Origin of the sequence: Sphingomonas sp. BE138 (assembly GCF_031456125.1) — a bacterium.
In the GTDB taxonomy this organism is placed as follows: Bacteria; Pseudomonadota; Alphaproteobacteria; order Sphingomonadales; family Sphingomonadaceae; genus Sphingomonas.
Genome location: NZ_JAVDUC010000014.1, coordinates 16528 through 35556, shown reverse-complemented (window position 1 = coordinate 35556; position 19029 = coordinate 16528). Strand labels below are relative to the sequence as shown.

Sequence of the window (19029 nt, the reverse complement as noted above, 5' to 3'; positions counted from 1 at the left end):
GGTGAGCGGGACGGCCTGAACCATGCGCTATCACATTCGTCACATCACCCGTTTCGACTATGGCAATGCGGTCAAGTTCGCGCGCTGTAACCTACGGTTAAAACCGATCGACTGGCCGGGACAGCGGCTGGAGGACTATGCGCTGCACGTCGCCCCATCGGGGCGCACGACGCCGGCGCATGCCGAAGCGGGGCTGGCGCACGTCACGCGGCTGGTGGTCGACGAGCGGGTGCGGAAGCTGACGATCGAGAGCGTCGCGCGGCTGACGGTCGACCGGCTGGTGCCGGTGCCGGACGCCGCCGATCCGACGATCGCCGAGGTTTCGGCACTGGCGCGCGCGTCGAACGACGTGTCGGCGGCGGGACCGGCGGCGTATCTCTACCCCTCGCCGCTGATCCCGCTCGATCGTGCGATCGCCGACTATTGCGCGCCCGACCTGTCCCCAGGGCGCAATGTGCTGGAGGCCGGGATCGCGCTGGCGCAGCGGATCCAGCGCGACCTCGCTTTCGATCCGGCCGCGACGCTGGTCGACACACCCCCGCACGAGGCGTTCGCCAAGCGTCGCGGCGTGTGCCAGGACTTCGCGCAGATCATGCTGACGGGGCTGCGGGCCGCCGGGCTGCCCGCAGCCTACGCCTCGGGCTATATCCGCACGATCCCGCCGCCCGGGCAGGAGCGGCTGGTGGGTGCGGACGCCACCCATGCCTGGGTGCTGATCTGGTGCGGGCCGGCGCGCGGCTGGGTGGGGGTCGATCCCACCAACGGCATCTGGATGGCGGAGGACCACATCATCGTCGCGGTCGGGCGCGACTATGCCGAGATCGCGCCGGTCGACGGCGTGGTGCTCGGCTCGGGCGCGCAGGCGATGGAGGTCAGCGTCGACGTGGCGCCGATCGTGGAACCCGCATGACGATTGCGCTGCGAAGGCTCCTGCCCCACATAGGCCAGTAACACACCAACCGGGGAACACATGGCCGATCCATATGCGACGCTGGGCGTGGCGCGCGGCGCCAGCGAGGCGGACATCAAGAAAGCGTATCGCAAGCTCGCCAAGGAGCTGCATCCCGACCGCAACCGCGACAATCCCAAGGCCGCCGAGCGCTTCGGACAGGTCACGGGCGCATACGACCTCCTGACCGACAAGGACAAGCGCGCGCGGTTCGATCGCGGCGAGATCGACGGCGACGGCAACCCGACCGCACCGTTCGGGTTCGGCGCCGGGCAGCGCGGACAGGCCGGCAGCGGCGGGTTCCGCTCCGAGGGCTTCGATATGGGCGGGATGGGTGGCGGCGCCGGCGGCCCGGACATGAGCGACATCTTCGAGGGACTATTCGGCGGGCGCACGCGCGGTGGCGGCGGCGCGGCGGGCGGTTTTTCGAGCGGGTTCGGGCGGCGGCAGCCCCCGCCCAAGGGCGGAAACGTCGCCTATGCGCTGCGCGTGCCGTTCACCGACGCCGCGACTCTGGCGCCGCAGCGCGTGACGCTGGCGAGCGGCAGCACGCTCGACCTCAAGCTGCCGGCCGGCGTCGAGACCGGCACCCAGATGCGGCTGGCGGGCAAGGGCGATGACGGTCCCGGCGGTCCTGGCGACGCCATCGTGACGATCGAGGTGCAGCCGCACCGCTTCTTCACGCGCGACGGCGACGACGTGCGGCTCGACCTGCCGATCACGCTCAAGGAAGCGGTCGAAGGCGGGAAGGTGAAGTGCCCGACCGTCGACAAGCCGGTGATGATCGCGGTGCCGGCCGGCGCAACTTCCGGCAAGACATTGCGTTTGAAGGGAAAAGGCTTCCACCGCAAAGGCGGCGAGCGTGGCGACCAGTTGGTGACGCTGGTGGTCGACGTTCCCGCCGACGACGCGGCGCTGAAGGCGTTCGTCGCCGACTGGAACGGCGGCGGGAACCCGCGCGCGGCGATGGGCGTCTGATCGTGCGTGACCGACGCGCCGCTATCGCTGACACCTGAAGATCGCGGTCGTCACCACGGCGCCGCACGCCGGCGCTTCGATCGCCAGCTCGCCCGCCATCGCCCGCTCGCTTATGGCTGGGAAGTGTTCAAGCGTGCGGCGCTGGGTGTGTGGACCGACGGATTCATCCACGCCGGGAACCTCGCCTATCTCGCGCTGATGACGGTGTTTCCCTTCTTCATCGTCGCCGCGGCGGTCGCCTCGATCTTCGGACAGAGCGACGAGGTGCAGCACGGGCTGGCCGGGTTCCTGTCGGTGCTGCCGCGCGACGTGGCGGAGGTACTGCGCACCCCGATCGGCAACGTTTTGGAGGCGCGCACGGGGCCGCTGCTGTGGTTCGGGGCGCTGGTCGGATTGTGGACGGTCGGCAGCTTCGCCGAGACGATCCGCGACATCTTCCGGCGCGCCTATGGCACGCGCTCGTCCCAGTCGCTGTGGCGGGCGCGCCTGGGGCTTAGCCTGGCGATCATCGCATCGGTCGTGATCGCGCTGCTCGCGTTCCTGGTACAAGGCATCCTGATCGCGGCGGAGCAGTTCATCTATCGGCTACTGCCCGTCGCGCAGCATGTCGCGGAATGGCTGAACATCGCGCGGCTGGTGCCGGCGGCGATCATGTTCGGCGCGCTGTACATGCTCTTTTACTCGGTGACGCCGGGGAAGTACCGGCGCAGCGACGCGCGCAAATGGCCCGGCGCGCTGTTCACAACCTGCTGGTGGGTGGGGATGACGGCGGGGCTGCCCTGGGCGCTGTCGCAGCTCGGCGGTTACGACCTGACCTACGGAAGCCTGGCGGGTGTGGTCGTGATGCTGCTTTTCTTCTATCTCATCGGGCTGGGGCTCGTCTTCGGCGCCCATCTCAACGCAGCACTGGCGGAGCCGCCCGAAGCGGTTGTAGAGGGGACCGGATCGACCGAATAGAAGAGAACAGGACATCGCGTGAACGAACTGATGGCGGGCAAGCGCGGGCTCATCATGGGGCTGGCCAACGACAAGTCGCTGGCCTGGGGCATCGCCAAGAAGCTGAGCGAGGCGGGCGCGGAGCTGGCCTTCTCCTACCAGGGCGCGGCGATGGAGAAGCGCGTGCGCCCGCTGGCCGAGCAACTCGGCGTCGCGCGGCTGTTCGACTGCGACGTGTCCGACATGGCGGCACTCGACGCGACCTTCGCGGCGCTGGCGCAGGAATGGCCGACGATCGACTTCGTCGTCCATGCGATCGGCTTTTCCGACAAGTCGCAGCTGCGCGGGCGCTATTACGACACCACGCTCGACAATTTCCTGATGACGATGAACATCTCCGCCTATTCGCTGGTGGCGGTGGCGCAGCGCGCGCGCGCGATGATGCCGGACGGCGGCGCGATCCTGACGCTGACGTATTACGGTGCGGAAAAGGTCATCCCGCACTACAACGTGATGGGCGTGGCGAAGGCGGCGCTGGAGACGAGCGTGAAGTATCTCGCGGTCGATCTCGGCCCCGACAACATCCGCATCAATGCGATCTCGGCCGGGCCGATCCAGACGCTGGCGGCGCGGGGCATCGGCGACTTCAACTACATCCTGAAGTGGAACGAGCTGAACGCGCCGCTGCGCCGCACAGTCACGATCGAGGATGTCGGAGGCGCCGGGCTGTACATGCTGTCCGACCTGGCGAGCGGGGTGACCGGCGAGATCCACCATGTCGACGCAGGCTATAACGTGATCGGCATGAAGGCCGAGGACGCGCCGGACATCGCCTTGGCGTGAGCGGCGTCGGCACGACGAGCGGAGAGGACGGCCGCATGACGATCGCGATCCGGCCGGCGCAGGGGCAGGATGTGGCGGCGATCGACGGCTTGCTGCGCGACGTGTTCCCGCGCGCCGACGAGGCCGATCTGGTCCGCCTCCTGTGCGTCGATGGCGACATGGTGCTGGTGATGGTTGCGGTCGATGAGGACAGCGGCGCGCTGGCCGGGATGGTCGCGTTCAGCCGGATGGAGGTCGATATCGCCGCCAGGTCGATCGTGTCGGTCGCGCTGGCGCCGGTCGCGGTCGCGTTGCGCTATCGTCGGCAGGGCGTCGCCGAGGCGTTGATCCAGGCCGGGATCGAACGGCTGGAGGCCGAGCGGGTGGTGCTGTGCTTCGTGCTCGGCGAGCCGGCCTATTACACCCGGTTCGGGTTCCATGCCGATTACGCCCGGCAGTTCGCCTCACCTTATGCCGGCGACCAGCTGATGGCATTGCCGTTGCAAGGTGGGTTGATGCCGTGCGGCGCGCGCGGGGCGGCGCGCCATGCGCGCGCCTTCGCGCGGCTGTCGAGCGACTCGCCGAGCGGCTGATCGCGGCGATCATCCCGGACGCTTGTTACGAAGCCTTAAGTACCGCTTCTTACAAGCGTTCGGAATGGCGAACCTTTCCAACCGCATGCTGCTGACCGCGCAGGTCGCGTTGGGCTTTGCCGCGCTGGCGGCGATGGGGATGTATCCACCGGCGCAAGGACGCATTCTGCTCGTCCCGCTTGCCGATCGGCACGCCGATGCGGCCGCGCGCGTGGCCCTGTCTGCCGGTGCCGCGCTGCTGGGGCGTGGACCGTTCCCCGGATCGTGGGTGGTCGTCGGCGAGCGCGCCCGCATCGCTGCGCGGGTCGACGGCTGGGACATGCTGCTGGTCGCTGCGCCGCCGGCGGGGTGCAGCGGCGATGCCGGCGCGGTGGCGGCATGAGCGCGCCGATCGCACCGCTCGACCGGATGCGCCGCAACGGCGTACGCAGCTGGGCATGGGGCGGGTGGATTTCGCTCGCGGTGCTGCTGATCGGCGACCTGCTGCTCGGTCGCGGGGCCGCGCCGGTGCTGCTGGTGATCGGCATCATCGGCAACCTCGGCCCGACCGTCGTCGCGCTGGCCGGGCGCTACGACGCCACCGCACGCACGCTGATGGGCGTACCTGCCACGGTGGTCCCGGCGCTGCTCGTCTTCCTGCTGCACGGCCATGCGTGGCAGATGGACGCGCATATGTATTTCTTCGTCGCGATGGCCGCACTGCTGGTGCTCGCCGACTGGCGACCGATCGCGCTGGCAACGGCGCTGACCGCGGTCCATCACCTGCTGCTGCAGTGGTTCGTGCCGGAATGGGTGTTCACCGGCAACGGCAATCTGGGGCGCGTCGGCTTTCATGTGGTGGCGGTGGGATTGCAGTTCGGCGTGCTGACCGTCGTGACGATCATGCTGGAGCGGCTGTTCGCGGCGCAAGCGGCGGCGCTTGCGCGTGCACACGATCTGACCGCGATCGCCGAGGACGAACGTCGCAGCACGCAGCGCGCGCTGGAGCAGGCGCATGTCGCGGAACAGGAGGCCGCGCTCGAACGGCGGCGACGGCAGGAGCAGGCCGACAAGGCGGCGCGCGAACGGCGCGGCGAGTTGACGATGCTGGCGCACGAGTTCGAGCGATCGGTCACGTCGATCGTCGGCGGGATCGCGCAGGCGAGCGAACGACTGGAACAGGCCGCGATCACGCTGGAGGACGGTACCGCCCGCGCGCGGACCGAGGTGCAGTCGACCGCGAGCGGGGCCAGCGACGCGGCGGCGGGAGTCGCGCAGGTGGCCGCTTCGATCCGCGACCTGTCGCGATCGATCCAGACGATCGCGGTGGCGGCGGCGCGCCAGTCGACGCTGAGCGACGATGCCACCATCGCCGCCCAGCGCAGCGTGCAGACCGCGGCGATGCTGGAGGAGCAAGCCCTGCAGATCGACGGCTTCCTCGACGAGATCCGCCGGATCGCCGCGCAGACCAACCTGCTCGCGCTAAACGCCGCGATCGAGGCGGCACGCTCGGGCGAGGCGGGGCGGGGGTTTGCGGTGGTCGCGGGCGAGGTGAAGGCGTTGTCGCAGGACACGACGCGCGCCAGCGACCGGATCAGCGCGCTGGTCGTGGCGATCCGCGAGGGCGTAGCGGACACCGGCGACAAGTTGCGCAACGTGACGGACGCCATCGAGGAAGTGTCGGGCGCGGCGCGCGGGATCGCCGGCGCGGTCGAAGAGCAGCGCGCGACCGCGCTGGAGGTCGATGGCGGCGCAACCCATGCGACGCGCATGGCCGAGGTGATCGGCGACGGCGTCGGCACGCTGGTCGATACGATCGGGAAGGCATCGACTCTGTCGGCGACGGTGCGGACCAGCGCGGGCGACCTGGCGACGAGCGCACGCACGTTGCGCGCGTCGACGAACCAGTTCGTCGCGTTCCTGACGCGCGATCGCGCGGTCGGGGAGTAGGCTAGCGCCGGATCGCTTCCAGTGCGATGCCGGCGAGGTTCTGCGTGCGCTTGATATAGCGGATGCGCAGCTGCGGCGGACGGGGCAGCGCGTGGAAACGCGCCGAAAGGTCGCGGCAAGCCGGCGGGCAGCGGATCGCGCCATGCGCCTGCGCGATCACCGCCGCGGCATCGCCGAGCAGCAGCGCCTCCGCCAGCCCCAGGTCGTTGGCGAGCGTCAGCGCGGCGATCAGGGCGTGCCACTCCGCCGCCATGCTGGTGCCCTCACCCAGATCGCGGCGCATATAGGTGCGGCCGCCGGCGACCAGCGCATATTCCATGCCCGCCGGCGAATAGCCGCCGTCGAAGAAGATCTTCATGCGCGCCGCCACGCTCCGGGTGCGAGGTCGTCGAGCATCCAGCCGCCGATCCGTCGGCGGATCAGCCGCAGCGTCGGGTGACCGACCGCGGCCGTCATGCGGCGGACCTGGCGGTTCCGCCCCTCGCGGATCGTGAGTGCGATCCACGTGTCGGGGATGCTGGCGCGGTAGCGGATCGGGGGCGTGCGCGGCCAGATGGCAGGAGCATCGAGGCGCTCGACCTCGGCGGGGCGGGTCGGGCCGTCCTTGAGCAACACGCCGGTGCGCAGCGCCGCGAGCGCGGCATCGTCGGGCACGCCCTCCACCTGCACCCAATAGGTCTTGGGCAGCTTGAACTTCGGATCGGCGATGCGGGCCTGTAGCCGGCCGTCGTCGGTGAGCAGCAACAGCCCCTCGCTGTCGCGGTCGAGACGACCGGCAGGGTAGACGCCGGGCACGTCGATGTAATCCGATAGCGTCGCGCGGGTCGTGGGCGCGCCGCGATCCGTGAACTGGCTCAGCACGTCATAGGGCTTGTTGAACAGGATCAGCGTCATGCGCGCGCGATCTGCTGCGCCACCGCTTCCGCGACGCGGATGCCGTCGACCGCGGCCGACAGGATGCCGCCGGCATAGCCGGCCCCCTCCCCGGCCGGGTACAGGCCGCGGGTATTGAGGCTCTGCATGTCGTCGCCGCGGGTGAAGCGCACCGGCGAGGAAGTGCGCGTCTCGACCCCGGTCATCACGACGTCGGGATGGTCGTAGCCCTTGATCTGGCGGCCGAACACCGGGATCGCCTCCCGCATCGCCTCAATCGCGAAGTCGGGCAGGCATTCCGACAGGTCGGTCGGGGTCACGCCGGGGCGATAGGACGGGATGACGCTGCCGAGGGTGGTCGAGGGGCGGCCGGCGAGGAAGTCACCGACGCGCTGCGCCGGAGCGTGATAGTTCGATCCACCGGCGACGAACGCCTTGGCTTCCCAATGGCGTTGCAAGGCGAGACCGGCGAGCGGGTCGCCGGGGAAGTCGCGGTCGGGGTCGATCGCGACGACGAAGCCGGAGTTGGCGTTGCGCTCGTTGCGCGAATATTGGCTCATGCCGTTGGTGGCGACGCGGCCTTCCTCGCTGGTCGCGGCGACCACCGTGCCGCCCGGGCACATGCAGAAGCTGTAAACCGTCCGCCCGTTCGAACAATGGTGCGAGATGTGATATTCCGCCGCTCCCAGAATGGGATGACCCGCGTCGGGGCCGAAGCGCGCACGGTCGATCCAGCTTTGCGGATGCTCGATGCGGACGCCGATCGAGAAGGGCTTGGCCTCGGCATGGACCCCCGCCGCGACCAAGTTGGCGAAGGTGTCGCGCGCGCTGTGTCCGATCGCCATCACAACGTGCTCGGCGGCGAGATAGCCGCCGTCGTTCAGGTGCAGCCCGCGGATGCGGCGCCGGCCTCCGGTCGTTTCGATGTCGAAATCATTGACCCGGGTCGAGAAGCGGTATTCGCCGCCGAGTTCCTCGATCGTGGCGCGCATGCTCTCGACCATGGTCACCAGCCGGAAGGTGCCGATATGCGGGTGCGCCTCGGTCAGGATATCCTCGGGTGCGCCGGCTTTGACGAACTCCGTCAATACCTTGCGGTTGAGGTGCCGCGGATCCTTGATGCGGCTGTAGAGCTTGCCGTCCGAAAAGGTGCCGGCCCCGCCCTCCCCGTACTGAACATTGGACTCGGGGTTGAGGACACTGCGCCGCCACAGGCCCCAGGTGTCCTTGGTGCGCTCGCGGACCACCTTGCCGCGCTCCAGGATGATCGGGCGGTAGCCGGCCTGAGCGAGGATCAGCGCGGCGAAGAGCCCGCATGGGCCGGCACCGATCACCACCGGGCGGGGGGCGCCGATGTTGGCGGGGCTCGGCGCGCGGTACCGGGTGTCGGGGGTGAGCGACACGTCGCGGTCGCGGCGGTTGCGCGCGAGCACTGTGCCCTCGTTCTTCACCGCGGCATCGACGGTATAGACCAGCTGGATGTTGCCATGTTCGCGCGCGTCGTTGCCGCGGCGCGCCACCGTGAAGCGGATCAGGTCGCGCGGGGTGATGCGCAGCCGCCGGACGATGGCGGCGGGAAGCGCCTCGTCTGCGTGGTGGAGAGGCAGTTTCAGGTCGGTGATGCGGATCATGGCGGCGGGGCTTTAGCGGGGTTCGTCGGGCGGGGCGAATGTTGCGAATGTTGAGACAGTGGCGGGGGCATGGAGTGAATGTGAGGGGGCCGATATGCGTCTGATAACCGAGGGTCGGTGATGTAGGACAGCGCCTACTCCCTGCGTCACCCCCCGCTCAGGCCGGGGTCCATGTCGCCGCAAGAACAGCCACTTCGGCGCATGCGGCACGGCTGGATCCCGGCCTGCGCCGGTATAACGGTGAGACGCAGAGACGAACGTGCGCCTTATCGCCAACCCAATGCGGGCGCGACGTGGCGCAGGATGTTGTCGAGGACGTGCGCGTTGTAATCGACGCCGAGCTGGTTGGGGACGGTCAGCAGCAACGTATCGGCCTCGGCAATCGCCTCGTCGGCGCGAAGCTGTTCGATCAGGCGGTCGGGCTCGGCGGCGTAGGAACGCCCGAAGACCGCGCGCATGTTGTCGATGACGCCGATCTGGTCGCCACCGCCGTCGCGCCCGAAATACGCGCGGTCGCGATCATCGGTCAGCGCGAAGATCGAGCGCGAGACCGACACGCGCGGGGTGCGCGTGTGCCCCGACGCCGTCCATGCGTCGCGGTAGGCGCGGATCTGCCGCGCCTGCTGGACGTGGAAGGGCTCACCGGTCTCGTCGGCCTTCAGCGTCGAGCTTTGCAGGTTCATGCCCTGCTGCGCCGCCCAGACCGCCGTGGCGTTCGACGCCGAGCCCCACCAGATGCGCTCGCGCAGCCCCGCCGCATGCGGCTCCAGCCGGAGCAAGCCGGGCGGGTTGGGGAACATCGGCTGCGGGTTCGGCTTGGCGAACCCGTCACCGTTCAGCAGCCGCAGGAAGAGTTCGCTGTGGCGACGACCCATGTCGGCGTCGCTCTCGCCGGGCTTGGGTGCATAGCCGAAATAGCGCCAGCCCTCGATCACCTGCTCGGGGGAGCCGCGGCTGATCCCGAGTTGCAGCCGGCCGCCGGCGATCAGGTCCGCCGCACCCGCATTCTCGGTCATGTAGAAGGGATTCTCGTAGCGCATGTCGATGACGCCGGTGCCGATCTCGATCGTCCGCGTCCTGGCGCCGACCGCGGCGAGCAGCGGGAAGGGCGAGGCGAGCTGCTGCGCGAAATGGTGGACGCGGAAATACGCGCCGTCCGCCCCGAGTTCCTCGGCGGCGACCGCGAGGTCGATCGACTGGAGCAGCACGTCGCTGGCCGAGCGCGTGGCGGAACCGTGCGCGTCGGACCAGTGACCGAAGGAGAGGAACCCGATCTTTTTCATATACCTAGTCCGGATGATCGTCATCGCGAGCGGAGCAAAGCAATGACGGGAGAGGAAGTTATGCCGCCGCGCGCTCGTCGAAGCTGCGTCGCGCTTCCTCGACATGCGGCATGTTGTCGATCGTCCAGCGGTACAGCGCCTTGAACGGCTGGTGCAGCGAGCGGCCGAGCGGAGTGATGGCATATTCGACCGCGACCGGCGAGGCCGGGATCACGCGGCGCGAGACCAGCCCGTTGCGCTCCAGCCGGCGAAGGCATTGCGTCAGCGCCTTCTGCGTCACACCCTCCAGATGACGGCGGATGGCGTTGAAGCGCATCGGGCCGGCATCGAGCACGGTCAGCACCATCATCGACCATTTGTCGGCGATCTGGTCCAAGAGCGTCCGGCTGGGACACCCGACCGAGAAATGCTGACAGCGGGGGGCGGTTTCCATTGATATACCTAGTCGATCGCAGGTGCGTTATTGACGTCAGGTTTCCGATATATACCTGAAGGGCCGCAATCACAAGAAAAGGCCCGTGCATGTCCTCCGCCTCGGTCGATACCCTGTTCCGTCCGTTCTCGCTCGGCTCGCTGGAGCTGCCCAACCGCATCGTCATGGCGCCGATGACGCGCACGATGGCGCCCGGTGGCGTCGTGGGCGAGGCGAATGCCGCCTATTACCGGCGGCGCGCCGAGGGCGGCGTGGGGCTGATCCTGTCCGAAGGCACGGTGATCGACCGGCCGTCGTCGCGCAACCATCCCGGCATTCCGTTCTTCCACGGCGACAAGGCGCTGGAGGGCTGGAAGGGCGTGATCGACGCCGTGCACGCCGCAGGCGGCAAGATGGGGCCGCAGATCTGGCACACCGGCGCCACCAACGGCCCGCCCGCCGGCGACTGGGCGCCGCCACAGCCGGTCGAGAGTCCGTCGGGCTATAACGCGCCGGCCGAGGCGCGCGGGCAGGCGATGAGCGACGAGGATGTCGCCGACACGATCGCCGCGTTCGCGCGCGCCGCCGCCGAGGCGAAGGCGCTCGGTTTCGACACGGTCGAGATCCATGGCGCGCACGGCTATCTGATCGACCAGTTCTTCTGGGGCGGCACCAACCAGCGCGACGATCGCTATGGTGGCGCGACGATCCGCGAGCGGTCGCGCTTCGCAGGCGAGGTGGTGAAGGCGGTGCGCGCGGCGGTCGGCCCCGATATGCCTGTCATCCTGCGCGTCAGCCAGTGGAAGCAGCAGGATTACAAGGCGCGGCTGGCGGAAACGCCGGAGGCGATGACCGACTGGCTGCTGCCGCTGGTCGAGGCGGGCGCGAACGTGCTGCACTGTTCGCAGCGGCGCTTCTGGGAACCCGAGTTCCCGGAGATCGACGGCGCGGAGGGACTGAACTTCGCGGGCTGGGCCAAGAAGCTGACCGGCGCGGCGACGATCAGCGTGGGATCGGTTGGGCTGTCGGGCGAATTCCTGGCGGCGTTCGGCGGCGAAGGTTCGACCAGCACCGATCTCGACCGGCTGGTGACGCGGATGGAGCGCGACGAGTTCGACCTGATCGCCGTCGGGCGCGCGCTGATCAGCGACGCCGATTGGGTGGCCAAGGTGCGCGCAGGCGATGCCGCGGAACTGAAGGGCTTCGAGGCGAGCGCGCTGGCCGAACTGGTGTGATCCCCTGCCCCGCCCCCCGGGCGCTCGCGGGGCGGGGCACGATCTGGATCAGCTTGTTTTCACTCTGAATTTTGGAACAGCGCCGACGCGGCACGGGTTCACTTCGCATCCACGATGGGAGTTGAACGCATTATGCCGACCGACCAGGACACGCTGCGCGAGCTGTTCGTCACGGGCCTGCGCAACGCGCACGCCGTCGAGAAGCAGGCGCTGTCGATCATGTCGCCGCAGGTCGCGCGACTGGAACATTATCCCGAGGTCGCGGACCGTCTGCAGTTGCACATCGACGAGACGAACGGGCAAGTCGAGCGGCTCGACGAGTTGCTGGCGTCGTTCGAGACCAGCGGGTCGGTACTGAAGGACGCCGCGTTGAGCATGACCGGCGGGATGGCCGCGATCACGCACACCTTTGCCGGCGACGAGATCGTCAAGAACAGCTTCGCGAACTTCGCGTTCGAACATTTCGAGATCGCGGCGTACAAATCGCTGCTGGTGCTGGCCGAGGACGGCGGTTTCACGCAGGCGGTGACGCCGCTGCGTCAGACGCTGGACGAGGAACAGTCGATGGCGCGCTGGCTGGACGAGCACCTGCCGGTCGTCACGCGGCGCTATGCCGAACTGTACGCCGCCGGCGGCAGCGGCCATGCCAAGGTCTGACGGAACCGGGATGCGCGGTCCCCGCGTCGCGACCGCTGCGGCGGCGGGGGTCGCGCTGGGGCTGGCCGCGCATTGGCTGCGCAAGGCGGCCGTGCAAGGCCCCAGCCTGCTGGCGGGCCGATGGGACAGCGTTCTGGCGGCTGAGCATGCCGCCGCCTTGCGGGTATTCGACCGCATCGAGCGCACCGGGCAGGACGACGTCCTGCGTCGCAAGACGCTGCTCGCGATGCTGAAACATGCGATTTCCAAGCACGCGTTCCAGGAAGAGAACGTCGTCTATGCGATGATGCGCGACCACGACCTGACCGCCGCGGCGGATCACCTCAACCACGACCACGGCTATGTGAAGCAATATTTCTTCGATCTGGGCGAGATGCCGGCGGACAGCCCCGAATGGCTTCCCAAGGTGAAGGCGTTCCGCGCGATGATCGAGGAACATATGCGCGAGGAGGAGGACACGCTGTTCCCGCAGCTGCGTGGGGCATTGTCCGACGCACAGAACCGCCACGTCACCGCCGCGATGCACCGCGAGGGGCTGAAGCTGGCCTGACGCGCAGCCTTTTGGCGCGGCGGTGCGTAGATACGGGCAGGAGGATCCATGACCGACAAGCAACCGATGCAGTCCGATGGCGGCGACACCACGCCGCACGATCCCGATGGCACGGGCGAAGTGGCGAGCCGCCGCGACAGTTCGGGCGAGAGCCAGGGCGGCGCCTATCCAAACCCGCACACCGGCAAGGAAGGCGGTCATTTCGACGGCGGCCAGAGCGAACGCGCCTACCACGGCGGCAAGCAGGCGGGCGCGGAGAAGGACGGCGAACAGCCGAACGCGCCGTCGACGGAGTGACGGTCGGAGGGTGGCGACGATAGTGGCGCCGAATACCCTCCCCGATACGTCGCGCCCGTTCGTGCTGAGCCTGTCGAAGCACGTGTCCCAGAACGCGCCCTTCGACAGGCTCAGGGCGAACGGTGTGGGGTAGGCGAAGTCACGCCTCCGAAGTTGTTACCGTTGATTGCGAGGATCTTCCAGATACCCCGCCGACTCGCACGTCTCGGGATTCTTGCGGCATTCCTTGTCACGCCGTTCCTGCTCCTTGCGCATCTTGCGAACGTATTTCTCGTCGCGCTCCTTGGCGCTGGTCGTCATCAGGTCGGCACCCTTGCCGACCGCCTTCACCGGTAGTGTCGCGACGTTCCACGCGGTGCGCACGCATCCGCCGGTCGCCAGCAAGGCCAGCACCGCCACCATCGTCTTGCCCATATCGTTCACTCCACCCGAGGCGCGCGCCATAGCAGCGTAAGCGTGAATGCAGGCCATGAGAATCGTTCGCACGGACCCCGCTACGCCGGCCGACGTTGTTCGGTCACCAGCGGATAGGCGGAACGCCATGCACTTCACGATCAACGGACAATCGCACGAGGCGGAGGTGGACGTGCGCACCTCGCTGCTCGACCTGTGCCGCGAGCATCTGGGGCTGACCGGCTCGAAGAAGGGCTGCGACCACGGACAGTGCGGCGCGTGCACGATGCTGGTGAACGGGCGGCGGATCAATTCCTGCCTGACGCTGGCAGTGATGCACCAGGACGACGAGATCGTGACGATCGAGGGGCTGGGCACGCCCGAGGACCTCCACCCGCTGCAATCCGCGTTCGTGCGGCACGACGGCTATCAATGCGGTTACTGCACGCCCGGGCAGATCTGCTCTGCGGTGGGCATGCTGGACGAGGTGAAAAAGGGGTGGCCGAGCCATGCCTCCGCTGACCTGACCGCGACCGAGTTGAGCGACGCCGAGATCAGCGAGCGGATGAGCGGCAACCTCTGCCGCTGCGCCGCCTATCCCAACATCGTCGACGCGATCCGCGAGGTCGCCGACGGACAAGCGAAGGTGGACGCATGAAGACGTTCGATTATGCGCGCGTCGGCAGTGTCGCGGAGGCGACCCGCGCCGGCGGGCGCTTCATCGCCGGGGGCACCAACCTGCTCGACCTGATGAAATTACAGGTCGAGACGCCCGAGAAACTGGTCGATATCAGCAAGCTCGATCTGAATACGATCGAGGAGCGCGACGACGGCGGGCTGACGATCGGCGCGCTGGTGCCGAACAGCGACCTGGCTGCCGATCCGCGCGTGATTGCGAAGTACGAGGTGCTGAGCCGCGCGCTGTTGGCGGGTGCGTCGGGGCAGTTGCGCAACAAGGCCACGACCGGCGGAAACCTGCTCCAGCGGACGCGCTGCTATTATTTCTACGACACCGCCGCGGGCTGCAACAAGCGCGAGCCGGGCAGCGGATGCGAGGCCATCGGCGGGTTCAACCGCATCCACGCGATCCTGGGCACGAGCGAGCAGTGCATCGCGACGCACCCCGGCGACATGCCGGTGGCGATGCGGGCGCTGGACGCGGTGATCGTCACCACGAGAGCCGACGGGGACAAGCGCCGCATCCCGATCGCGGATTTCTACCGGCTGCCGGGCGATACGCCGCAGATCGAGAACGTGTTGGAGGCCGGCGAACTGATCACGCATGTCGAGTTGCCCGCGCCGCCGGAGGGCCGGCAGCTGTATCGCAAGGTGCGTGACCGGGCATCCTATGCATTCGCGCTCTTCTCGGTCGCGGCGGTGGTGAAGGTCGACGGCGGGACGATCGCGTCCGCCGCGCTCGCCTTCGGCGGGGTCGCGCACATGCCGTGGCGCAACGCGGCCGTCGAGCAGGCGCTGGTCGGCAAGGCGCCGTCCGACGAGGCGTTCAGCGCCGCCGCCGATGCGCTGCTGGATGGCGCCAGGGGCTTCGGCACCAACGATTTCAAGATCCCCCTGGCGCGACGCACGTTGATCGCTGCCCTCCGAGAGGTGACGCAATGACGCTGATCGACAAGGTGCTGGGACGCGAGGACACGCGCAGCCTGACGATGAACGATCCGCATCCGCACAGCTGGCTGGATGCAGGCGCGCAAGGGGTGATCGGCAAGCCACTCGACCGGGTCGAGGGACCGTTGAAGGTATCGGGCAAGGCGACCTATGCCGCCGAATACCCCGCCGAGCGGCTGACGTATGGCGTGCTGGTGCGCGCGCCGTTCGGGTCGGGGAAGATCAGCGACGTGGTCGCCGACCGAGCGCGCGTGCTGCCGGGCGTGATCGACGTCATCACCGATTATCCCAGCTTCATCCGCAACCCGCAGCAGGGCGGCGAGAAGAAGGCGCCGACGCAGGGCGTGCAGAAGGTCGACTATCACGGCGAGATCGTCGCGATCGTCGTCGCCGAGACGTTCGAGGCGGCGCGCGACGCCGCCGCGCAAGTGACCGTCAACTATACGCCGGCCGAGGGCGCCTATGTCTTCGCCGCGCACCGCGACCAGGCGACCCGCCCGCCGCCCGACCAGATCCCGCCGCATATGAGCAAGGGCGATCTCGACAAGGCGATGGCGGAGGCGGCGTTCACGGTCGACGCGACCTATACCACGCCCAGCCAGAACTCCGCGGCGATGGAGCCGCATGCGTCGATCGCCGAGTGGAAGGACGGATCGCTGGTGCTGCACGGCAGCTATCAGATGGTCGCCTCCGACCAGATGCAACTGGCGCAGGCGCTGGGCGTCGGCAAGGATCAGGTGCGAATCATCTCCCGCTATGTCGGCGGTGGGTTTGGCTCCAAGCTGGGCATCGCACCCGAGAGCGTGGCGGCCGCGATCGCGGCAAAGCGGATCGGCCGCCCCGTGAAGGTTGCGATGGCGCGCCAGCAGGTGTTCGACGCAACCGTCCGCCGGTCGAACACGGAACAGCGCATCCGGCTGGCGGCTGACGCGCACGGCAAATTGACCGGGCTCGGGCACGAGACGCTGGCGAGCAACCTGCCGGGTGAGAAGTTCTTCGAGCCTGCCGGCATCGGCACGCAATTCGCCTATGCCGCCGACAACCGGCTGATCGACCATAAGCTAGTGGAAATGAACTGGCTGCTCGCCGGGTCGATGCGCGCGCCGGGTGAGGCGGTCGGCATGCTGGCGCTGGAAGCGGCGATGGACGAGCTCGCCTATACGATCGGGATCGATCCCATCGAATTGCGCCGCCGCAACGAGCCGGCGATCGACCCGACAAACGACGTTCCCTTCTCGACGCGGTTGCTGATCCCGTGCTTCGACAAGGGTGCCGAGCTGTTCGGATGGAGCGAGCGCAGCCCCGAGCCGGCGAGCGACCGGCGTGGCGAGTGGCTGCACGGTGTCGGCGTCGCTGCCGCTGTGCGTTCGAACATGCTTCAGAAGTCGTCGGCGAGCGTCGAGCTGACGAAGGACGGGCGCGCGATCGTGTCGACCGACATGACCGACATCGGCACCGGCACCTATACGATCCTGGCGCAGATCGCCGCGGAGACGCTGGGCCTGCCGCTCGACCGCGTGATCGTCCATCTGGGCGACGGCGAGGCGCCCCCCGCGGCCGGATCGGGCGGGTCGTGGGGCGCAGGATCGTCGGGATCGTCGGTGTATCTTGCCTGCGAAGGGCTGCGGGAGAAGCTGGCTAAGGCGATGGGCGTCGACGCGCACGCGATGACGCTGAAGGACGGGCGCGCGATCGCCGAGAACCGCGCGGTCGAGATCACCGAACTGGTCGGCGACGGCATCAGCGTGACCGGCACGATCGCGCCCGGCAAGCAGGAGAAGCTGCATCGTCAGGCCAGCTACGGCGCGCACTTCGCCGAGGTGAAGGTGAATGCGACCACCGGCGAGGTGCGGGTCGAGCGGATGCTGGGCGTGTTCTCGGCCGGGCGGATCCTGAACGCCAAGACGGCGCGCTCGCAATGCCTGGGCGGGATGACGTTCGGGATCGGTGCCGCGCTGACCGAGGAATTGGTCCACGACCCGCGCAACGGCAAGGTCGTGAACCGCGATCTGGCCGAGTATCACGTGCCGGTGAACGCCGACATTCCGCAGATCGAGGTCGAGTTCCTCGACGAGCGCGACGTCCACGCCAATCCGATCCACGCCAAGGGGATCGGCGAGCTGGGCATCTCCGGCGCGGGGGCGGCAATCGCCAACGCGATCTACCATGCGACCGGCGTGCGCGTGCGCGACTATCCGATCACCTGCGACAAGTTGCTGGCGGAATTGCCGGCGGTATAACCGTCATCGCGAACCGAGCGAAGCAATCCAGGGCGCCGCGTGCTGCCCTGGATTGCTTGGCTTGAAGTGACGAACAGTAGAGACAATCATGGCCGATAACGATTCCGTCCTTGCCGCGGCGGCCGCCTGGAAGGGTGAGCCGCTCGCGCTCGCCACCGTCGTGTCGACCTGGGGATCGGCGCCGCGACCACGTGGCAGCCATATGCTGGTGCACGCCGACGGGCGGTTCGAGGGCTCGGTGTCGGGCGGTTGCGTCGAGGGCGACATCCTCGACACCGCGGCACAGGTGATTGCGGGCGCGCCGTTCGCTGTAAAGACCTATGGCGTCGCCGACGACAGCGCGTGGCAGGTCGGGCTGCCGTGCGGCGGCGAGATTTCGGTGATGGTGCAGCCGGTCAGTGCCGAAGGGTTCGATCCCGAATTGTTCGATCGCATCGCCGAAGCGCGTGCGGCGGGAAGGTCGCTGACCGTCACGACCGACCTTGAGACCGGCCATGCCGATCTGCGCCCGGCGGAAACCGGCGAGGTGTTCGTCAACCGCTACGATCCGCCGCGCCGCCTGCTGATCGTCGGCGCGGTGCAGATCGCGCAGAGCCTCGCCGCGCTCGCCGCCACGCTGGGGATCGCGGTGGTGGTGATCGACCCGCGCGGGCGGTTCCTGACCGAGGAGCGCTTTCCGGGCGTGACGCTCGACGACCGCTGGCCCGACGAAGCGGTGGCGGCGTGGAAGCCGGGACGATCGACGGCGGTCGTGACCCTGAGCCATGATATCAAGATCGACGACCCGGCGTTGATCGCCGCGCTAGATACCGAGGCGGCCTATGTCGGCGCGCTCGGCAGCCGCCGCAGCCATGCCGCACGGCGCGAACGGCTGGGCACGGCAGGGATCGATGCGGCGCTGCTCGACCGCATCGATGGGCCGGTCGGGATCGACATCGGCGCGATCGGCCCCGCGGAAATCGCGCTGTCGATCGCCGCGGCGATGGTGCGCGCATTCCATGATCGCGGTTGAGACCACTGTCCTCGTCCTGCTCGCGGCGGGCAAGTCCGAGCGGTTCGGGTCGGGTAACAAGCTGGAACAGTCCGTCCTGGGGCGCGCGCTGGGGCTGCACGTCGCGCTGACGTTGGAGGACATGCCGTTTCTCGCGCGGATCGCGATCGTCGCCGACGGCGCGGTCGATTATGCCGCGCATGGATTCCGCGTGCTGCACAACGCTGCCTCCGACCGCGACATGGCGTCGTCGGTGCGGATAGGGGTCGAGTGCGCGCGCGCACGCGGGGCGGCGGCGGTCCTGATCGCGCTGGCCGACATGCCGCGCATCACCGCCGCGCACATTTACCGGCTGTTCGATGCCGCCGCCGATCTGGACGACGCGGCGGTGGTCGCATCCAGCGACGGCGTGGCGCCATGCCCGCCGGTGCTGCTCGGACGCGAGCGGTTCGCCGATGTACTGGCGATCCGCGGCGACCGGGGCGCACGCGACCTGATCGGTGCCGGCCGGCATGTGATCGTCGATGCCGCCGAACTGATCGACGTCGACACGCGCGAGGATTTGGAGCGGGTCCGCGCGGCAGTGCATCCGCCGGAGTTGTCGGCGTGGCCCACCGGCGTCCGCTGACCACAC

General features: G+C 68.5%; 22 protein-coding genes. 16 read left to right on the top strand and 6 right to left on the bottom strand.

Going from position 1 to position 19029, the window contains the following annotated elements:
- Window positions 1-22 precede the first annotated feature (22 nt).
- The 7 genes from J2Y58_RS15690 to J2Y58_RS15660 all read left to right on the top strand — a co-directional run bounded on the left by J2Y58_RS15690 (window position 23) and on the right by J2Y58_RS15660 (window position 6207).
- Complete coding sequence (locus J2Y58_RS15690) at window positions 23-910, top strand: transglutaminase family protein (RefSeq protein ID WP_310105002.1); 888 nt, start codon at window positions 23-25, stop codon at window positions 908-910.
- A 60-nt stretch (window positions 911-970) separates the two neighbouring features.
- Window positions 971-1927, top strand: coding sequence for a DnaJ C-terminal domain-containing protein (locus J2Y58_RS15685; protein ID WP_310104998.1), 957 nt, complete (start codon window positions 971-973; stop codon window positions 1925-1927).
- 6 nt (window positions 1928-1933) lie between these two features.
- Window positions 1934-2884 carry a YihY/virulence factor BrkB family protein gene (locus J2Y58_RS15680; protein WP_310104995.1) on the top strand — a complete coding sequence of 317 codons (951 nt, stop codon included), beginning with the start codon at window positions 1934-1936 and terminating at the stop codon, window positions 2882-2884.
- 30 nt (window positions 2885-2914) lie between these two features.
- Entirely contained in the window at window positions 2915-3706 is a 792-nt protein-coding gene (gene fabI / locus J2Y58_RS15675) for an enoyl-ACP reductase FabI (RefSeq protein WP_310105082.1), read from the top strand.
- Window positions 3707-3741: 35 nt separating this feature from the next.
- Window positions 3742-4278, top strand: coding sequence for an N-acetyltransferase (locus tag J2Y58_RS15670; RefSeq protein WP_310104993.1), 537 nt, complete (start codon window positions 3742-3744; stop codon window positions 4276-4278).
- A gap of 64 nt (window positions 4279-4342) precedes the next feature.
- A complete protein-coding gene (locus tag J2Y58_RS15665; protein WP_310104991.1) occupies window positions 4343-4660 on the top strand; it encodes a hypothetical protein in 318 nt (105 codons plus the stop codon).
- On the top strand, window positions 4657-6207 hold the full coding sequence (locus J2Y58_RS15660) for a methyl-accepting chemotaxis protein (protein ID WP_310104988.1): 1551 nt from the start codon (window positions 4657-4659) through the stop codon (window positions 6205-6207). Before J2Y58_RS15665 ends, J2Y58_RS15660 begins: the two co-directional genes overlap by 4 nt.
- A 1-nt stretch (window position 6208) precedes the next feature.
- Here the strand turns inward: J2Y58_RS15660 and J2Y58_RS15655 are convergent, their stop codons facing one another.
- The 5 genes from J2Y58_RS15655 to J2Y58_RS15635 form a co-directional block, all read right to left on the bottom strand.
- A complete protein-coding gene (locus tag J2Y58_RS15655; protein ID WP_310104985.1) occupies window positions 6209-6565 on the bottom strand; it encodes a reverse transcriptase-like protein in 357 nt (118 codons plus the stop codon).
- The gene (locus J2Y58_RS15650) at window positions 6562-7101 is read right to left on the bottom strand and encodes a pseudouridine synthase (protein WP_310104984.1); all 540 of its coding nucleotides are present in this window, start codon (window positions 7099-7101) and stop codon (window positions 6562-6564) included. Before J2Y58_RS15650 ends, J2Y58_RS15655 begins: the two co-directional genes overlap by 4 nt.
- On the bottom strand, window positions 7098-8711 hold the full coding sequence (locus J2Y58_RS15645) for an NAD(P)/FAD-dependent oxidoreductase (protein ID WP_310104981.1): 1614 nt from the start codon (window positions 8709-8711) through the stop codon (window positions 7098-7100). Before J2Y58_RS15645 ends, J2Y58_RS15650 begins: the two co-directional genes overlap by 4 nt.
- A gap of 266 nt (window positions 8712-8977) precedes the next feature.
- On the bottom strand, window positions 8978-9994 hold the full coding sequence (locus J2Y58_RS15640; RefSeq protein WP_310104977.1) for an LLM class flavin-dependent oxidoreductase: 1017 nt from the start codon (window positions 9992-9994) through the stop codon (window positions 8978-8980).
- A 58-nt stretch (window positions 9995-10052) separates the two neighbouring features.
- Entirely contained in the window at window positions 10053-10427 is a 375-nt protein-coding gene (locus J2Y58_RS15635; RefSeq protein ID WP_405053115.1) for a winged helix-turn-helix transcriptional regulator, read from the bottom strand.
- 89 nt (window positions 10428-10516) lie between these two features.
- Between J2Y58_RS15635 and J2Y58_RS15630 the strand changes: the two genes are divergently transcribed.
- The 4 genes from J2Y58_RS15630 (at window position 10517) to J2Y58_RS15615 (ending at window position 13145) form a co-directional block, all read left to right on the top strand.
- Window positions 10517-11641 carry an NADH:flavin oxidoreductase gene (locus J2Y58_RS15630; protein ID WP_310104973.1) on the top strand — a complete coding sequence of 375 codons (1125 nt, stop codon included), beginning with the start codon at window positions 10517-10519 and terminating at the stop codon, window positions 11639-11641.
- Between the two features lie 132 nt (window positions 11642-11773).
- Window positions 11774-12298, top strand: a complete 525-nt coding sequence (locus J2Y58_RS15625; RefSeq protein ID WP_310104971.1) for a ferritin-like domain-containing protein — start codon at window positions 11774-11776, stop codon at window positions 12296-12298.
- A gap of 10 nt (window positions 12299-12308) precedes the next feature.
- Window positions 12309-12848, top strand: coding sequence for a hemerythrin domain-containing protein (locus tag J2Y58_RS15620; protein WP_310104966.1), 540 nt, complete (start codon window positions 12309-12311; stop codon window positions 12846-12848).
- 48 nt (window positions 12849-12896) lie between these two features.
- A complete protein-coding gene (locus J2Y58_RS15615) occupies window positions 12897-13145 on the top strand; it encodes a hypothetical protein (protein WP_310104963.1) in 249 nt (82 codons plus the stop codon).
- A gap of 156 nt (window positions 13146-13301) precedes the next feature.
- On the opposite strand, the gene J2Y58_RS15610 is transcribed toward J2Y58_RS15615, so the two are convergent.
- Complete coding sequence (locus tag J2Y58_RS15610) at window positions 13302-13559, bottom strand: hypothetical protein (protein ID WP_310104961.1); 258 nt, start codon at window positions 13557-13559, stop codon at window positions 13302-13304.
- 127 nt (window positions 13560-13686) lie between these two features.
- Between J2Y58_RS15610 and J2Y58_RS15605 the strand changes: the two genes are divergently transcribed.
- The 5 genes from J2Y58_RS15605 (at window position 13687) to J2Y58_RS15585 (ending at window position 19023) form a co-directional block, all read left to right on the top strand.
- Window positions 13687-14196, top strand: a complete 510-nt coding sequence (locus J2Y58_RS15605; protein ID WP_310104960.1) for a 2Fe-2S iron-sulfur cluster-binding protein — start codon at window positions 13687-13689, stop codon at window positions 14194-14196.
- Window positions 14193-15158: a xanthine dehydrogenase family protein subunit M gene (locus J2Y58_RS15600; RefSeq protein WP_310104958.1), complete on the top strand. Its 966-nt coding sequence runs from the start codon at window positions 14193-14195 to the stop codon at window positions 15156-15158. Before J2Y58_RS15605 ends, J2Y58_RS15600 begins: the two co-directional genes overlap by 4 nt.
- Window positions 15155-17404, top strand: a complete 2250-nt coding sequence (locus J2Y58_RS15595; protein ID WP_310104955.1) for a xanthine dehydrogenase family protein molybdopterin-binding subunit — start codon at window positions 15155-15157, stop codon at window positions 17402-17404. The genes J2Y58_RS15600 and J2Y58_RS15595 overlap by 4 nt, the downstream gene beginning before the upstream one ends.
- 88 nt (window positions 17405-17492) lie before the next feature.
- Window positions 17493-18416: an XdhC family protein gene (locus J2Y58_RS15590; RefSeq protein ID WP_310104953.1), complete on the top strand. Its 924-nt coding sequence runs from the start codon at window positions 17493-17495 to the stop codon at window positions 18414-18416.
- Window positions 18403-19023 (top strand): NTP transferase domain-containing protein, encoded by a 621-nt coding sequence (locus J2Y58_RS15585; RefSeq protein WP_310104951.1) that lies wholly within the window; start codon window positions 18403-18405, stop codon window positions 19021-19023. Before J2Y58_RS15590 ends, J2Y58_RS15585 begins: the two co-directional genes overlap by 14 nt.
- Window positions 19024-19029 lie beyond the last annotated feature (6 nt).

Excerpts from the sequence above, each read along its gene's own strand:
- J2Y58_RS15590 (WP_310104953.1), top strand. The coding sequence starts at position 17,493 with ATGGCCGATAACGATTCCGTCCTTGCCGCGGCGGCCGCCTGGAAGGGT.
- J2Y58_RS15585 (WP_310104951.1), top strand. The coding sequence starts at position 18,403 with ATGATCGCGGTTGAGACCACTGTCCTCGTCCTGCTCGCGGCGGGCAAG.
- J2Y58_RS15690 (WP_310105002.1), top strand. The coding sequence starts at position 23 with ATGCGCTATCACATTCGTCACATCACCCGTTTCGACTATGGCAATGCG.
- J2Y58_RS15595 (WP_310104955.1), top strand. The coding sequence starts at position 15,155 with ATGACGCTGATCGACAAGGTGCTGGGACGCGAGGACACGCGCAGCCTG.
- J2Y58_RS15665 (WP_310104991.1), top strand. The coding sequence starts at position 4,343 with ATGGCGAACCTTTCCAACCGCATGCTGCTGACCGCGCAGGTCGCGTTG.
- J2Y58_RS15670 (WP_310104993.1), top strand. The coding sequence starts at position 3,742 with ATGACGATCGCGATCCGGCCGGCGCAGGGGCAGGATGTGGCGGCGATC.
- J2Y58_RS15645 (WP_310104981.1), bottom strand. The coding sequence starts at position 8,711 with ATGATCCGCATCACCGACCTGAAACTGCCTCTCCACCACGCAGACGAG.
- J2Y58_RS15660 (WP_310104988.1), top strand. The coding sequence starts at position 4,657 with ATGAGCGCGCCGATCGCACCGCTCGACCGGATGCGCCGCAACGGCGTA.
- J2Y58_RS15685 (WP_310104998.1), top strand. The coding sequence starts at position 971 with ATGGCCGATCCATATGCGACGCTGGGCGTGGCGCGCGGCGCCAGCGAG.
- J2Y58_RS15630 (WP_310104973.1), top strand. The coding sequence starts at position 10,517 with ATGTCCTCCGCCTCGGTCGATACCCTGTTCCGTCCGTTCTCGCTCGGC.
- J2Y58_RS15610 (WP_310104961.1), bottom strand. The coding sequence starts at position 13,559 with ATGGGCAAGACGATGGTGGCGGTGCTGGCCTTGCTGGCGACCGGCGGA.
- J2Y58_RS15605 (WP_310104960.1), top strand. The coding sequence starts at position 13,687 with ATGCACTTCACGATCAACGGACAATCGCACGAGGCGGAGGTGGACGTG.
- J2Y58_RS15620 (WP_310104966.1), top strand. The coding sequence starts at position 12,309 with ATGCGCGGTCCCCGCGTCGCGACCGCTGCGGCGGCGGGGGTCGCGCTG.
- J2Y58_RS15625 (WP_310104971.1), top strand. The coding sequence starts at position 11,774 with ATGCCGACCGACCAGGACACGCTGCGCGAGCTGTTCGTCACGGGCCTG.
- J2Y58_RS15600 (WP_310104958.1), top strand. The coding sequence starts at position 14,193 with ATGAAGACGTTCGATTATGCGCGCGTCGGCAGTGTCGCGGAGGCGACC.
- J2Y58_RS15650 (WP_310104984.1), bottom strand. The coding sequence starts at position 7,101 with ATGACGCTGATCCTGTTCAACAAGCCCTATGACGTGCTGAGCCAGTTC.
- J2Y58_RS15635 (WP_405053115.1), bottom strand. The coding sequence starts at position 10,427 with ATGGAAACCGCCCCCCGCTGTCAGCATTTCTCGGTCGGGTGTCCCAGC.
- J2Y58_RS15640 (WP_310104977.1), bottom strand. The coding sequence starts at position 9,994 with ATGAAAAAGATCGGGTTCCTCTCCTTCGGTCACTGGTCCGACGCGCAC.
- J2Y58_RS15655 (WP_310104985.1), bottom strand. The coding sequence starts at position 6,565 with ATGAAGATCTTCTTCGACGGCGGCTATTCGCCGGCGGGCATGGAATAT.
- fabI (WP_310105082.1), top strand. The coding sequence starts at position 2,915 with ATGGCGGGCAAGCGCGGGCTCATCATGGGGCTGGCCAACGACAAGTCG.
- J2Y58_RS15615 (WP_310104963.1), top strand. The coding sequence starts at position 12,897 with ATGACCGACAAGCAACCGATGCAGTCCGATGGCGGCGACACCACGCCG.